12 protein-coding genes and 2 tRNA genes are annotated in these 14,469 nt (G+C 63.7%); 5 read left to right on the forward strand and 9 right to left on the reverse strand.

Annotated elements, in window-relative coordinates:
• Nucleotides 1-258: 258 nt before the first annotated feature.
• Nucleotides 259-1,287, reverse strand: a complete 1,029-nt coding sequence (locus DBO33_RS43155; protein ID WP_159080615.1) for an AraC family transcriptional regulator — start codon at nt 1,285-1,287, stop codon at nt 259-261.
• Nucleotides 1,288-1,513: 226 nt separating this feature from the next.
• Here DBO33_RS43155 and DBO33_RS31080 point away from each other — a divergent pair, with 226 nt between their 5' ends.
• The 4 genes from DBO33_RS31080 (at nt 1,514) to DBO33_RS31090 (ending at nt 4,824) form a co-directional block, all read left to right on the forward strand.
• On the forward strand, nt 1,514-2,851 hold the full coding sequence (locus tag DBO33_RS31080; protein ID WP_159080616.1) for an FG-GAP repeat domain-containing protein: 1,338 nt from the start codon (nt 1,514-1,516) through the stop codon (nt 2,849-2,851).
• A gap of 101 nt (nt 2,852-2,952) precedes the next feature.
• Nucleotides 2,953-3,117, forward strand: a complete 165-nt coding sequence (locus DBO33_RS43160; protein ID WP_159080617.1) for a hypothetical protein — start codon at nt 2,953-2,955, stop codon at nt 3,115-3,117.
• A 79-nt stretch (nt 3,118-3,196) separates the two neighbouring features.
• Nucleotides 3,197-4,498 carry an FG-GAP repeat domain-containing protein gene (locus DBO33_RS31085; RefSeq protein ID WP_159080618.1) on the forward strand — a complete coding sequence of 434 codons (1,302 nt, stop codon included), beginning with the start codon at nt 3,197-3,199 and terminating at the stop codon, nt 4,496-4,498.
• 254 nt (nt 4,499-4,752) lie between these two features.
• Nucleotides 4,753-4,824: transfer RNA gene (locus DBO33_RS31090), tRNA-Arg, on the forward strand.
• Nucleotides 4,825-4,895: 71 nt separating this feature from the next.
• Here the strand turns inward: DBO33_RS31090 and DBO33_RS31095 are convergent.
• From DBO33_RS31095 to DBO33_RS31105, 3 genes are all read right to left on the reverse strand, one after another.
• Entirely contained in the window at nt 4,896-5,861 is a 966-nt protein-coding gene (locus DBO33_RS31095; protein ID WP_107658227.1) for an alpha/beta fold hydrolase, read from the reverse strand.
• A gap of 124 nt (nt 5,862-5,985) precedes the next feature.
• Nucleotides 5,986-6,456, reverse strand: a complete 471-nt coding sequence (locus DBO33_RS31100; RefSeq protein WP_159080619.1) for a nuclear transport factor 2 family protein — start codon at nt 6,454-6,456, stop codon at nt 5,986-5,988.
• A 269-nt stretch (nt 6,457-6,725) separates the two neighbouring features.
• Nucleotides 6,726-7,517: an AraC family transcriptional regulator gene (locus DBO33_RS31105; RefSeq protein WP_159080620.1), complete on the reverse strand. Its 792-nt coding sequence runs from the start codon at nt 7,515-7,517 to the stop codon at nt 6,726-6,728.
• A 375-nt stretch (nt 7,518-7,892) separates the two neighbouring features.
• On the opposite strand from DBO33_RS31105, the gene DBO33_RS31110 reads away from it, so the two are divergent.
• Nucleotides 7,893-7,968: transfer RNA gene (locus DBO33_RS31110), tRNA-Arg, on the forward strand.
• Between the two features lie 218 nt (nt 7,969-8,186).
• On the opposite strand, the gene DBO33_RS31115 is transcribed toward DBO33_RS31110, so the two are convergent.
• From DBO33_RS31115 to DBO33_RS31135, 5 genes are all read right to left on the reverse strand, one after another.
• On the reverse strand, nt 8,187-8,585 hold the full coding sequence (locus tag DBO33_RS31115; RefSeq protein WP_107658230.1) for a carboxymuconolactone decarboxylase family protein: 399 nt from the start codon (nt 8,583-8,585) through the stop codon (nt 8,187-8,189).
• Entirely contained in the window at nt 8,582-9,982 is a 1,401-nt protein-coding gene (locus DBO33_RS31120; protein ID WP_107658231.1) for a carotenoid oxygenase family protein, read from the reverse strand. Before DBO33_RS31120 ends, DBO33_RS31115 begins: the two co-directional genes overlap by 4 nt.
• Before the next feature lie 572 nt (nt 9,983-10,554).
• Nucleotides 10,555-12,165 carry a carboxylesterase/lipase family protein gene (locus tag DBO33_RS31125; RefSeq protein ID WP_107658232.1) on the reverse strand — a complete coding sequence of 537 codons (1,611 nt, stop codon included), beginning with the start codon at nt 12,163-12,165 and terminating at the stop codon, nt 10,555-10,557.
• Between the two features lie 52 nt (nt 12,166-12,217).
• The gene (locus DBO33_RS31130) at nt 12,218-13,741 is read right to left on the reverse strand and encodes a UbiD family decarboxylase (RefSeq protein ID WP_107660742.1); all 1,524 of its coding nucleotides are present in this window, start codon (nt 13,739-13,741) and stop codon (nt 12,218-12,220) included.
• 44 nt (nt 13,742-13,785) lie between these two features.
• The gene (locus DBO33_RS31135) at nt 13,786-14,388 is read right to left on the reverse strand and encodes a UbiX family flavin prenyltransferase (protein ID WP_107658233.1); all 603 of its coding nucleotides are present in this window, start codon (nt 14,386-14,388) and stop codon (nt 13,786-13,788) included.
• Nucleotides 14,389-14,469: the final 81 nt, after the last annotated feature.

The raw sequence follows: 14,469 nt of genomic DNA on the forward strand, positions 1-14,469 counted from the left end.
AGCCCCCCGAAGACGGGCGAGAAGCCCACCACACCAACGGTTTTCCTGGACGGCACTGTCCGCGCGGTTGACCCGCAGGCCACCATTGTGGCTGGCGAGACCTTCGCCCCGCTGGGAGATCACCGAAGTTCGCGGCCCAGCAGCACCGATCCATCCCACGGGCAGCCCCGATGGATCAGCAGTGGCGAAGTGGAGTTCCTGCTCGAGGTCCGAACAACGGTTCTCGCGCCTACGGCGAGGGATTCCGTCCTCGTAGCCTCAGGGCGCGGCAGTCGAGCGGTGGTTGCGGGCGAATTGTCCTGCGGACATGCCGCGCCAGCGGCGGAATGCGTGCTGGAAGCTGGCTGGTTCGGCGTAGCCGAGGCGGCAGCTGGTTTCGCCGACGCTGAGCCCGGCGCGCAGGAGGTCCTCGGCGAGGCGTTGGCGGGTGTCGTCCAGCAGGGTGCGGAAGTTGGTGCCTTCGGTGGCGAGTTTGCGATTCAAAGTGCGCACGCTCAGCTCGAAATGGTGGGCGGTGGCGCTAACTGTGGGCAAGTTGTCGGGGCTGTCCAGCATGTAGGCGTGGACTTGGGTGGCGAGGCTGGGCTGTGGTTTGCGGCGGTCGAGCAGACCGCGCGCCTGCTGTTCGTACCAGCGAACGGTGTTCTCATTGGCGCGCGGTAGGGACGGGTCGAGCAGTTCGCGCTCCACTGTGATCGCTGTTTGAGGGGCATCGAAAGTGGCTGGGACTCCGAGGATCTCGTCATACTTTCCGCTGCCGGCCGGGCGTGGATAGGCGAATTGTCCGCTCTTGTAACGAAATTCGGGAAGGATATCCCGAGCGGTCAGCAGGCTCGCGGCGACGGTGCGTTCGGTGAAGAATGTGCGGACCTGTTCGGGAACACCGGTGGCGTCGAGGTGAAATCGGGCGGTGGTGTCGTCTTCATCGAAACTCACCCGGCAAAACGAGTGTGTGAGCGCGAAATAGCGGAGACCGAGTTGCACGGCGTCCCGCATGGTAGCGCTGTTGGCCATTGCCAGACCCCAGCTTCCGTAGGTGGTGATGCGGTAGCGGGAACCCGTGATCAATCCCAGACCTGGGGCATAACATGTCGATAGCAGGTTGCTCGCCACGGCGATCTCCTGCCAGGCGTCGATCTCGGCGGTCGGCTCACGCAGTTGATGCTCGGTCAGCCCGGTGTCGCGCAGCATGGCCTCGATGGGCACGCCGTATTCGATCCCGACGTCGATGATGATCGCCGCTCCAGCCGCAGAGCGGCGGGGTGTCACAGACAGCGTCGTCCGCATGCGTGGCCTCCTGATGCTTGCCGACAGACGGCTGAAAATATCATCTTTTCGGCCGTGGGGACCATCGATTTCCCGCGCGCGGCCTGATTGGCTGGGTCACGACATCGACGTCGAGTCGGCGCGGACGAACCTTGCGGTTGATCCGGGACGACATGTAACAGAGGAGCCGATCATCAGCGTCAGCATTGAGTGCCCCGGGGGTCGCGGGCGTAAGGGCTTGCGGGTCGTGAGTGTGTTGGTCGCCGTCTCGGCGAGCGTTGTCGCGCCGGTGGCGGTGGCTGCGCCGCCGACCGGCTCTTCGTCGCAGTCCGCGACCGGGGCGAGTAAGTTCGCCGGTCCGTTCAATTTCAATGTGGGCACTGTGCCCTGGCTGGTCGACACCGGCGACATCAACCGCGACGGACGCCCCGATATCGTCACGGCGAACGCGATGGCGGCGACCCTCGGCGGGTTCAGCGTGCCCGGCTTCCCGGGGGTTTCGGTACTGCTGAACACCACGGCCAACGGTGGGGGCGAGCCGACTTTCGCGCCGGCTTCCGGCCATAACGCTGGGCTCGCTCCGACGGGTGTGGATGTGGTGGACCTCGACAGCGACGGCGCCCCGGAGATCTTGGCGGCCAACATCGCCGATGTCGGCTCCAACGGAATCTCGGTGCTGCACAACACCACCCCTGCGGGTGCGGCCGTGGCCAGCTTCGCTGACCCGATCAATTTCCCCACTGGCGCACTGCCGACGCTGGTGCGTGCCGCCGATGTGAATTCCGACGGCAAGCTCGACATGGTCAGCGCCGACTTCGGGTTTCCGGCGACCCCCGGTATCAGCGTGTTGCTCAACACCACCGCTGCCGGTGGGCCACTGTCGTTTTCGGCTCCGACCTACATCCTCGGCGGTCTCGCCGCGGAGGGGCTGACCGTCGGCGATATCAACAATGACGGTCGGATCGACCTGCTGGCCGCCAACACCGGATCGAGCAATGTCTCGGTGCTGGTCAACACCACCCCGCCGGGTGCTACCGCGCCGAGTTTCAATCTCACCGAGGAATGGGTCATCACCACGACGGGCATCGAACTGGCCGACGTCAACTCCGACGGCAAACCCGACCTGATCTCCGCCCGGACGACGGGCGGTATCTCGGTGCGGCTCAACAACACCGCCCCCGGTGCGCCGGTCGCCGAATTCGGCGCTGATGCCGGTGCGGATCTGATCGGGGAGGTGACCCAGGCGCGTAACACGATGGGACTCGTGTGCGAGGGAGTGGTCGCCGCCGACTTCGACGGCGACGGTGTACTGGATATCGCAGCCAACAACGACTTCCCGCTGCCCGGATATGACGTCGCGGTGTTCGGCAACCGCACAGCCAAGGGCGCGTCGCAATTGTCGCTGGTCGGCCCGGAGGGGTATCGGGCCTCCGACTGGCTGATCGGCACCAATTCCATTGTCAGCGCGGACTTCAACGGCGACGGTAGGCCGGATCTGGTCACCGGCAACGTCCCGAGCCTGTCGGTCGGTAATGTCGCAGTGGTTCCCGGCGGTGTGTCGGTACTGATCAACACATATCCGTGACATGGGCTTACGTCTGCCCCGCTCGGTGGCAAAGTTCAACAAGCGCTTCACCAATCGCGTGCAAGGCAAGTGGGCGTGGCTGATTCCGCGACAGTGACCGGGTGCACAACATCCTCGCTGCGGGCACGGCCTCGGTGCAACGGCTGGGCCGAACCCGAAAGCCGGCCGAGCCCAAGGTGATCCAGACTCGCGCCGCCGACCTGCCGTTTCCGCTGCGTGCCGTGGCGGCCGGCATCGACCACGTCTTCATCGCCGACCTGCGATAACCCCTGTGGAGAAACACATGACTCGGACTATGGCGTCGGAAATATTGTTATCAGCGGAAATGCGATAAGGAGGTCGGCGTTGAGTCGATCAGGTTCGAAAGCGGCGTTGCGCACGGCGGTCACCGCTACGGCGGTCTGGAGTGTGTGCGCACTCGGCGCGGTGGGCGCAGGTCCGGCCGGGGCAATCGGATTCACCCCAGCCGCCTTCTTCAACACCGCATCCGGTGTGCTGTGGGACGTGCAGACCGCGGACTTCAACCGAGATGGCCGCCCCGACATCTTGCCCGCCGATGCGCTGCAATTCGGTTGGGGCGGAGTCTCGATTCTGACCAACCAGACGACGCCCGGCAGCTTCGAGCCACATTTCAGTGTCCCGACCCAGCTCGCCTCCGGCCCGGTTACCACCGGGGCAGCGGCAGCGGACTTCAACGGCGACGGAAAGATCGACGTAGCGAGCAGCAACACCATGACCATCAACACCGGTGGTGTGTCAGTCTTTCTCAACCGCACCGAAGACGGTGCACCGCAGCCAGATTTCACCTCAGCCCACTCGTTCCCGGCAGGATTGGGAGCGACTCAGATCGAAGCGGGTGACCTCAACGGCGACGGGAAATCAGACCTGTTGATCGGCAACTTTCTCAACGTCGTGTCCGCGAACGTGCAGGTGCTGATGAACACCACACACGAGGGCGCGCCAGAGGTCTTCTTCAGCGGGCCGTTCTCCTTCGACGGCGGATTCGTCGCTGAAGGATTGAAGATCGCTGACCTCAATGCCGACGGCCGCAACGACGTCGTTGTCGGACAGACGTTCTCCAGCCAGGTCACAGTCCTGATCAACGAGGCCGCACCCGGGGCCCCGGCGCCAGTATTGCGTACCCACCAATTCGTCGTACCGACCGCGAACAGCATCGGCATCGCCGACTACAACGGCGACAGCAAACCAGATATCGCCGCGGCCATCTCCCTCGGCACACCGCTGGCCGGGATCACAGTGCTCGACAACCGCACCCCCACCGGCTCGATGACACCGATCTTCCCCGATTCTCTTTCGATCGCACCAGTATTCGGCACCGGCCTAGTCCCCGAATACGTCGCCACCGCCGACTTCGACGGTGACGGCCGCCCAGACATCGCCACCGCCAATGACGGAGCACTGAAAGGGCTGCCCGGCGGAATCTCGTTGCTACTCAACCGGACCACACCGCGCGAGCCGATCACCTTCGCACCTGATCAGCCAATGGCCGCAGGCACCTTCGTCAACGCCATCGCCACCGACGATTTCAACAGTGACGGCAAACCGGACTTGGTGACCGGGCATATCGGCACGATCCTAGGAGTCGACGGAGTAGCCGTGCTTCTCAACATCGGCAGCAGTGCCTAACGCGAATCCTCGCAGGGGCAACGGTGTTCGCGCAACCTCACCAGAACGAGCGGTTATCTCGGTCTGTGCGGTGTCGGTCCAACGCACTGTATTGCAGCTGGTCGCGCGTTGGACAGTCCTCCAGATTGCTTCTATGACGGCGGCGATGTCGAATCATCTCGATATCGGCGGAAATCTGCAGTCCACGACGGGTAGGCGTTTGTGTGGATGCTGTTCGAACCGCCCTGGGGGAACCAGCCCGCACCGCGGGCAACGCGTTCGTGGCTCAACGGATAGAGCACCTGGTTACGAGCCAAGGGGTTGGAGGTTCGAATCCTCCCGGCGCACCGAGTTGCCGCCCCGCAGCCGGGTCTGCAGCATTCCAGACGATCTGCTGGAATTGATAGGGCGTTAGAGGTTATTTAGCCTTGGGATCGGTCTCGCTGATGGCTTGCTCGAGGCCAGCGCGGATCTGGTCGCCGCTTACGTCCATGAAGTCGAAGTGGCTACCGGGCACATATTTTTTCACCAGGTGGGGAGTGCGCTGCTCCAAGCCGTCAACCAGGAGATCGGTTTCGATCCAATCGCCTTCGAGCTGGAAAAGCCGCTCTTGCGGTATGGGCAGATAGTCGTAATGAGAGCCGAACAGTACCCTCTCACGCACTAATGCCCGATATTTATTGACTCCGGAGCTCGTGTCGTACGCGTTGGTGGGTTCTCGGGTGAGATCGGAATTCCGCAGGGCGTCCCAATCGCCGCTCGTCGCGTAAGAGAGGATGTTGATCGCGATCGTTGGCAGGCCCGTACCGATCACTGCTTCCGGCGCCCGTTCCGGTTGTAAAACAGCCCAATACGACCCCACTGCCAGTTGAGGAGCTACCTGCGGGTATTTGGCCGGGTCAATCATGGCGCGTTTGAGAGCATCCTGCCCCAGATCTACAGATGGCATCCCGACCGAGGTCAGTGAGGCGACGCGGCCCTCGGGATGCAGGTGGGCGTACTCCGAGGCGATGAACGGGCCCCACGCTTCGCCATAGACATGAACCGGATGGCCGGGGGCGGTGGCGTCGATGACGGCACCGGATTCTCCGGCCAGATTCTCCAGCGAGTACTTGTCGATACCTTCGGGATGGTCACTGGCACCGGAACCACGCTGGTCATATCGCACCACGTGATACTTAGCAGCCAGCTGCTGGGCGAAGGGTTCTTGGTTGCTCGAGTCCCCCGGCCATCCGCCGGTCATCACAATCGTCGGAGCCGCATCGGCACTCGGACCGTATTCGAAATAGGAGACTTGCACACCGTCGAACGAGGTGAATCCCGGACGTGATCGGGTCAAGTCTTGCGATGCATCGGCATGGACCATACCGGTCCCGGTCGACATAGCAGTTACCGCGATAGCAGCGGCTGTAACGAGAGATCGCACCTGTTTCTCCTTGATTGCGGGAACAAGAAAGAACCACACCGGTCAGCACGGTGAGCAACAGCATCCCGACGCCACCGGGCGTTCAGATTTGCGGGTTTCCGTTCGCGGAGGTCTCGGCGACGGCTTGTAGCACATCCCAATGCTCGACAATCTTTCCGTCTTGCAGCCGGAACAGATCGGCGACTACGGTGCCTCGGTCATCCGCGGAGGTCTTCATCAGACTGAAGACCGACACCTTATCTCCTTGGGCAACAGTGTATTTGATCTCATTGCTGAATTGCGGGTGTTCCTGGAGCATTTGGTTGAACAGAGCAATGAATCCGGCTTTGCCGTTGGCGACCATCGGGTTGTGCTGGGTGTAAGGGTCTCCCAGGTAAGTGTCGGCGGCCTGCTGCGGCTGATGCTTGTTCGCGGCAAGGTCGTAGAACGTCCGTACGGTGGCCGCGTTCTGGTCGGCCACCGACGTGTTCGCCGATTCGACCGTTGTCGTGTTCGCCGATTGGTTGTCACTGGAATCGGAGCTACAGCCGGCGACGAGGCCGAACAGTGCCATGGCCGCGACTGCGCCGACAGCGATTCGTTTCGGCGCGGTGAATGTCTTCGAGTAATGCATGTATTTCTCCTTCGTATCGGTGTTCATACGGCGGGCGTGCGAAGCACGATCCCGTGCTGATATGCCGCGTGATCGAAGATGATCTTCTGATCTCTACAATCGCAGTACGCCGACCGGTTCTGCGAGGTATAACAGGGCGCACCTATGGTCAAAAATGGACACTCTGACGGTGGCCGATCTATTTCCGCGTCAGGCGAGCCCAGCCGGGTTCAATGCTCCACAGTTCGAAACTCGCCTGGCGTCTGGCCGCAATGATGAGTGAAGAACTTGCCGAAGTTGCTCGGTTCGCTGAAGCCGAGCCGGTGGCTGATGGTATTCACTGGTAAATCGGTGTGCACGAGCAGCCTTTTGGCCTCCAGGGCGACCCTGGCGTCGATGACCTGTTTCGCGGTGTGGCCGGTAGCGGTGAGACACGCCCGGCTCAACGTCTTGAGCGAGTAGCCGAGCCGGGCGGCGTAATCGTTCGCCTGCCGAGTGGTGGTGAAGGACCGCTCCAATTCGTGGGCGAAGCGGCGGAACGTCTCGGCGCTCACCGTGTCCGGCTCGGACCCGTTTGGGTGCGGCAGCCGAGCGATACGCAGCAGCAACGCGGCCAGCAGGTGTCGCAGCACGTCGGTGGTCAGCGTGTCCGAGCCGACGTCGGGTTCCACCCTGCGGTACTCGACCAGCAGATCGGTCATCGCCCGATCCAAGATCACCAACTCGTCCGGCGGTAACGACCAGGAGGTAGGGCCGAACGGGTCGCCCGCCAGCTCAGCGATCATCGGCAGCCGAAGCGGGAAGTCGCGGGTGCACAACAGCACCGTGGCGTCCAACTGCGCCAGCCGGCCATCCGACGTTGTGGGCAGGCGTTGCACCTGGCCGGGGCGCACGTGCAGCAGCGTGCCGGGTCCACACGAATGATTGGCGAAATCGACCGTTGCAGAACCATTGCCAGCGGTGACCAGGATGAGTTGATGGAAGTCGATGCGGTGCGGTGCACCGAACTTCTCCGTGGTCAACCGACATGCCAAGTCTGCGAAGGGAAATAATTCGATACCCTTACCTGGTCGCTGAGAGTTGCGGTATTCGAATTCCGGGATATCTGGATGTCCACTTTTGACCACAGACATACCCGACTGTACCCCGGAGCGGACCGATATGCGGCGTTGCAAGCCCCGCCGATTTACCGAACCTCTGACCAATTTCAATCAGTCGACCGCCACATCCCTCGACAGCCCGGAGATTCATGACTATTCGCCTCTTCGATGACGGCGACGACGTCGAATCACCTCGATTTCAGCGGAAATCTGAAGTCCACGACGCGTAGGCGTTTGTGTGGATGCTGTTCGAACCGCCCCTAGGGAACCAGCCCGCACCCGCGGGCCCGCGGGTGCGGGCTCGTAGCTCAATGGATAGAGCACCTGGTTACGAACCAGGGGGTTGGAGGTTCGAATCCTCCCGGGCGCACCACGGTGCCGGCCTTATAACCGGGCCGGCTGCTCGCGGTCTACCAGGAGTCACGCTGGTGCATACTGCCGTCGCGGAGCTGAACGATGAGCTGTGTGGCTTCGAAGAGCCACTGAAGAGGTCTTCTGCCAGCCGGCCCATCATGACGGTCCGCAGCACCCGGCGGCCATCGCGCGAGAGCGTGCGGGCTCTCGCGCGATGGACTTCTCCTGACGCCGCTGTCAGGTCTGCGCCGAGATCGGCTGGCGCCCTGTCTCGCTGAAGACCTTGTCGACGACTCCCATTGCCTTGATCACGCGGGGGAATCCGACGTAGGGCAGTAGTTGCAGCATCGCGCCGGATATTTCCTGCCGAGTCAGCCCGGCGTTGAGTGCGATATGTACGTGCCCGGCCAGTGGTGCGTCGGTGTCGCCGAGGGCCACCAGCGCGCCGATCACCACCAATTGGCGTTGCGGCACTTGGAGATCGGTGCGCGAGTAGATGTCACCGTAGACGAACTCCATCGCATACCGCTCGAGGTCGGGTGTGCTGGTGCTGTGTGCGAGGCGCTGGTTGCCGCCGTTACCCATGAGGCGGGCCAGCAGTTTCCGCCCGCGGGTGTATCGGTCGTCGGCGGTCATAGGTCGCTGTCCGGGATCCAGTTGGCGTGGAAGCCGTAAGGCACGCGGCGCGGCAGTTTGATTCGGGCGGTGGGGGTTCCGCCGATATCGGTGGCGTCCATGATCCACAGTTCGGCGGGGTCGCCGTTGGTCGGATGGATCAGCGAGATCAGCCAGCCCTCGTCTTCGCCGCTGCCCTCGGGCGAGGCGGCGAAGTCCGCTTCGCCGGGGACCGCGGTGTCGGCGAAGGACAGCTCCTGGTTGTTGCCGGTGGTGACGTCGTATTTGACGATCGAGTAGCTGGTGTCACGGGCGTCGTGGCGAGGGTAGGCGATCGAGTACACGTAGCGGTGGTCGCGGCCGACGTGATCGTTGTTGATGGTGGGGAACTCGATGGCACGCTCGTCCAGCTGGCGGGAGCTGACAACCGTGCGGGTTTTCGGGTCCAGGACCCAGCGATGCAGGTAGGACTCCGGCACCGGGTTGCGCATGTCCAGGGCGCCGGTCGTCGGGGCAGCCCCGCCGAGACGGGCGAATCCGAGATCCCAGTTCTCCCTGGTCACCCGGTTGACCTCCACGACCACCCTGCCCTGTGCATCCTCGTGCGCGTTGGCGGTGTGCAGCACGAAGGTGGGCTCGATCGGGAACCACACGACCTCAGCGCTGGTGCCACCCTTCGGCATCACACCGATGCGGGCTTGTTTGGTGTCGCTCCAGGAGAACGGGGACGTGGTGTAGGCCTTCATGGCGGCATCGGTCAGCACCGAATGGTCGTAGAACACCACGTAGTGCTCGGTGATGGCCATATCGTGCTGCTGGGCGGGCTCGGGGAGGTCGATCACCTCTGACCGGATCAAGTTGTTCTCCGGCGACAGCAGGTGGTAGGTCAGATACGGCGTGGTGGTGCGGGTGGCGCCGATGAAGTGCAGTTCGCCGGTCACCGGGTCGATTTTGGGGTGGGTGTTCATCGGCGTGTGCAGCCGTCCCCCGAAATCGCAAGCCCCGACGGTATCCAGCTCCGGACCGATTTCGTAAGGGAAGCCGGCATCGGCGGTGGCGAATATCTTGCCGCCGTGGTGCAGTATGCCGGGATTGCAGTTGTGATTCGTCAGATCCTTGGCATCGGCCTGCTGCCCGTTGTCGATCGGATGGTCCAGAAACGATGTTCGGATCCACCGATTGCGATACCACTGCGCGCGGCCGTCGGCGATCCGAATCCCATGCAACATGCCCGGCGCCGACCAGGCGTGGTCGACCTGTTCACCGGGGGTGGGGTTGGGTCCGTTGCGGAAGTACCGGCCATTGAGCGCTGTTGGAATCGTGCCGATTACTTCCAGGTTCACCGCTTCGATCTCGTCGGCCACCGGCTCCCACAACGCCGTGATGTACGTCGAACTGTTCTCGACCGTGATGGACATGCCTACCTCCTGCGTATCGGTGGTACTCGGCAAAACGCGGACGAACCCCCTACCGCGACCCGTAAGGGCAGGGGGCGGCGATACAACGCGGGCCCGATCGGTGTGATACGGGCGGCACCCTGCGTTCCATCCTCATGAACCTTCGGAGAAGAATCAGGTTAGCCAACTGTGTGCTGAGCCGATATATGGCGATTGTCTCATTCGGCAAAGTGGCTCGGAAACGTTTCTCTGAATTTACGCAGCAGGCCCGAATACGCCCCGCCCTCAACCGCCCGTACCCATAACCCAGCGACAAACGACGCACAGGTCAATACCGCAACCTGGCCTTTTTGCCCGCTGCCGACTCATGAACCGGCCACATCCGTAGCCCCTTTCAAGGACACCATTCCGAAAAAATACGCAATCGGCGCTCATCGACCGAATAGAGGATCTGCCCATTACTGTGGTTTGCTCAAATCGCAGACCCGCTGTCGATTCCGGTGCGATCCTGACGAGGATTCACTCCGTCGACTTTGATCCGCGCACATGTGACGCCGCGAGCCGAAGCAGCGTCGGCGGGGCAGGCGGGGGTGTCAGTTGTGCCGCAGGGGCAGTGGGTCGAGTGGGTCATCGGCCCAGATCTGTTGTGCGGGGTGTTCGGGGTATGGGCCGGTGGTGGAGGTGGTGTCGAAGCTTCGTGCCGGCTGGGTGTCGGGGTGGTAGGCGGGCCAGCCGGGGTCGCCGGTGGTGGCGAAGGCCAGCCAGTCGGCTTGCATTTGGTTGCCGAGTGCGACGGCGTCGGCCGCGGGTGGGTTGCCGTAGGTTCGGGTGCCTTCGGTGTCGATGAGGCCGAACACCAGCGCGATCTCGTTGCCGTGGGCGGCGCCGGTGGGGGTTTTGTCGTAGCGGAATTCGTAGAGGTATGAGCGGCCGCCACCGGCGGTATGTGCTTGGGCCAGGCGCAGACTCGGCATGCGGAACAGGAAATCCGAGCACACGATCTGGTAAAGCCGCTTGTCGTCGGCCTCGGGGTAAGCCGCCCGATACGCTTGCGGGCCATCGGTGACCGGCGGCAACAGCCGCAGCGCTTTGTCGATCTGCTCGGTGGTGATCTTGTCTGTGCCTCCGGCCATCGTGATCATGAAGTTGTATTCGTCTTTGGTGTGGCCGACCATGAGCGTGACGTCCTTGCTGACTCCGCGGGCCAGTGCCTTGTAGGGCGACTCGGGCAAGGAGTCCGGGTCGATGACGGGACCGAATTCGGTTCCGGCCACCACCAGCCCGTATCCCCAGCGGTCCTGGTATTGCGCGATGTTCTTCGACACCGCCGCGGCCGCGTCGGCCAGGGTCTGCGGGTCGACGCCGGTCAAGTCGGCCATCGTGGGTTGTTTGCCGGCCCGCGCTGCGACCACCGTGGCGACATCGGCGGCGAGCTCGGGGGTTTGCAGTGCGGTGGGCACGGATTGGGCGATGGCGCGCTGGAACAGTTCGTGTGCCGCGGGTGCGGCCAGCAGCATCGCTATCGAGCCCGCGCCCGCGGACTGGCCGAAGATCGTGACCCGGCCGGGGTCACCGCCGAAGGCGGCGATGTTGTCGCGCACCCAGCCCAGGGCGGCGATCTGGTCGAGCAGACCGCGGTTGGCGGGAGCGCCGGTGATCAGGCCGTAGCCTTCCATCGAGACCCGGTAGTTCAACGAGACGACCACCACCCCTTTGGTGGCGAGGTTCGTGCCGTTGTAGGACGGCTGCGCCGAGGATCCCATCATGAACGCGCCGCCGTAGATCCACACCATGACCGGTAGGCCCGAGGCTTTCACGTCCGGAGACCAGACATTGACCGTGAGCCACTCGTCCGAATCATTCGCGGTGTTCGCGGTGGAGCCCGGCATCACGGCTTGGGGTGGTTGTGGTCCGAAGTCGAATGCCTCGCGCACTCCACTCCATGGCGCGTACCGGACCGGGGCTTGCAGGCGCAGTGTCCCGACGGGGGCTTGGGCGTAAGGGATGCCGCGGAATACCGCGACGTTGTTCTCTAGCTTGCCGCGGACCGTGCCCTCGGTGGTGCGGACCTTGGGCGTGCTGGAGTTGTTGCTCGTGGTGCCGGTGGTGGTGCTGCCGGTGGCGCAGGCCGAGGCCACCAGGGCTGCGGCACTCAACGCGGCACCGGCGCCGAACTGCCGTCGGCCGAAAGACTTGTCTGACATCGGATCTCCTTGTACAGGGTCGCGAGACGGGTGTGCCCGCGAGAATGAGGTCCTAGGGATAGGTGAGGTTCAACTCGGGGGCGTAGGGGCGGGGATCGACGTCGAGGAACTGGGCGCGTTCGAAGCTTTCGCGCAGGTGGTAGGGGGCGGTGGCGTCGAAGATGGTTTTGGCGGTGGTGCCTTTTGCGGGCAGGGCGGGGTTGTAGCCGGGGTGCTGGCTGGGGTCCAGGACGTGTCCGGCCACGCCGGGGATGGTGATGATGTCGATATCGCCCTGCATGCGGGTCTGCATGGCCCACAGCACGTCGTCGGTGTCGAAGATGTCGACATCGGTATCAACCAGGATGATGTTCTTCAGCTCGGAGTAGACCCCGAACGCGACGAGGGCGGCTTGGTGGGCGCGGCCGTCGTCGAAGGCGGATTTCTTGTCGCAGGCAAGGATCGCGAGGAATTTACCGCCGCCCGCGGTGTGGGCGTAGACCTCGGGGACGAAGCCGGGCATGGCCGCGTGCAGAGCGTTGAATATGCTTGCCTCGGTGGGGATTCCGGCCAGGCTGGTGTGCTCCTCGCCGGGGCCGACGAGGGTTTGCAGGATCGGATCGCGGCGGGTGGTGACGGCGGTGACCTTGATGACGGGCAGGGCGGGGTTGGCGGGGCCGTCGTAGCCGGGGAATTCGGGCATGGCGTGGCCGGTGTGGGTGTTGCAGTCCTCGGCCATCCGGACGTCGGGCAGGATGTAGCCCTCGATGACGATCTCGGCGCGCGCGATCGCTTTCTGCTCGACGCTGACACAGTCGGCCAGCTCCACCGGGCGCCCGCGCAGACCACCGGCGATGGCGAGTTCGTCGTAACCCAAAGGGGTAGTGGGGGCTTCGAAGGTCGCGCCGATCGGGATCGCCGGGTCCAGGCCCATGTTCACCGAGATCGGGAACGGGCGTCCGGCTTCCTCGGCACGGCGACGGAACTCATCGATGTGACGGCCGGGAGCGAAGAAGATCGTCATCTCGTCGCGGCCCTGCACGCACAGCCGGTGGATGGTGACGTCGGTGCCGAGGTCAGGATCGCTGCCCAGCACCAAACCCAGACAGAAGTACGGTCCTGCGTCCTGCGGGGTGTTGGTGGGCGCGGGCAGCAGGGTGCGCAGGTCGAAATCGGGGTCGTCGGCGCGGTGCACGACCTCTTGGCAGGGGGCTTGGTCGGGGCCGACGAAGACCGGTCCCTGGGCGGCGCCGATCGCGTCGGCCATCCGCTGGGTCAGCCGGCGAGCGGGTGTATCGAGCAGAATGCCGACGCGTTCCCGACTTGCCATGAGCCCCACCAGGACTCGGGATCCCGGATAGCCGGTGAGGTTGTTGAAGATCATCGCCGGGCCCAGCCGGGTGGGCCGTTGCACGGTGCCGCCGGCGCCGATGCGCTTGTACACCCCCGCGAGCTGGGCCGCGGGATCGACCGGATGATCGGTCTCGAGCAGCTGTCCGGGAAAGCGCCGCAACCGATCCAGCGCCGAACGCAGATCGGTGATCGGTGGCAGATCTGTCGTTGTATCAGCTGGTGTGGTGGTCGCCTCGACGGTCATCGGCAGTTCCTTTCTCGGGTGCCTGGCACGGCTGGACCGCAAGGTCATTCGGCGGTCGCGCCGTCGGACAGCGCATGGCGCGCGTCGTGGAATCCGGTCCACTCCTGGCGATGCTCGGACTCCAGGCCGAAATGGCCGAGCAGACGGCCGACGAATCCGTTCACGACATCTGCCACGGTGACCGGGTGCTGGTAGAAGGCGGGCATCGGCGGGATGATCATCACTCCGAGCCGGGCCAGGGCGAGCATGTTCTCCAAATGAATTGCGCTCAAAGGCACTTCGCGGGGAACGATGATCAGCTTGCGTTGTTCCTTGAGTGTGACGTCGGCCGCCCGGGCGATGAGTCCCTCGGCGTAGCCGTGCCGGATCGCGGCCACGGTTTTCATACTCGCCGGGACAACGACCATGCCATCGGTGCGGAAAGACCCCGACGAGATCGCCGCCGCCTGATCATCAGGGCTGTAACTGACATCGGCCAGCGCGGCGACCTCGCGCACGCTGCGCCCGGTCTCCCACTCGATGGTGCTGCGAGCCCACCGGCTGATCACCACATGGGTCTCGACATCGTCGCGCTCACGCAGCTCTTCGAGCAGTCGCACCCCGAGCGCCGCGCCCGTAGCACCGGTCATGGCCACAATCAGTCGCATGATGCTCCTTTTCGACGATGACTCGATCAAAAATTAGTCCGTATACGTACTATATGTATAGATACTAACCCGGAGAAACAG

This window comes from Nocardia suismassiliense, assembly GCF_900269665.1.
Classification (GTDB): domain Bacteria; phylum Actinomycetota; class Actinomycetes; order Mycobacteriales; family Mycobacteriaceae; genus Nocardia; species Nocardia suismassiliense.

Coding starts and splice junctions, on each gene's coding strand:
- DBO33_RS31120 (WP_107658231.1), bottom strand. CDS start 9,982: ATGTCCATCACGGTCGAGAACAGTTCGACGTACATCACGGCGTTGTGG.
- DBO33_RS31095 (WP_107658227.1), bottom strand. CDS start 5,861: ATGTCGACCGGGACCGGTATGGTCCATGCCGATGCATCGCAAGACTTG.
- DBO33_RS31130 (WP_107660742.1), bottom strand. CDS start 13,741: ATGACCGTCGAGGCGACCACCACACCAGCTGATACAACGACAGATCTG.
- DBO33_RS31125 (WP_107658232.1), bottom strand. CDS start 12,165: ATGTCAGACAAGTCTTTCGGCCGACGGCAGTTCGGCGCCGGTGCCGCG.
- DBO33_RS31115 (WP_107658230.1), bottom strand. CDS start 8,585: ATGACCGCCGACGACCGATACACCCGCGGGCGGAAACTGCTGGCCCGC.
- DBO33_RS43155 (WP_159080615.1), bottom strand. CDS start 1,287: ATGCGGACGACGCTGTCTGTGACACCCCGCCGCTCTGCGGCTGGAGCG.
- DBO33_RS31135 (WP_107658233.1), bottom strand. CDS start 14,388: ATGCGACTGATTGTGGCCATGACCGGTGCTACGGGCGCGGCGCTCGGG.
- DBO33_RS31100 (WP_159080619.1), bottom strand. CDS start 6,456: ATGGCACTGTTCGGCCTCGTCGCCGGCTGTAGCTCCGATTCCAGTGAC.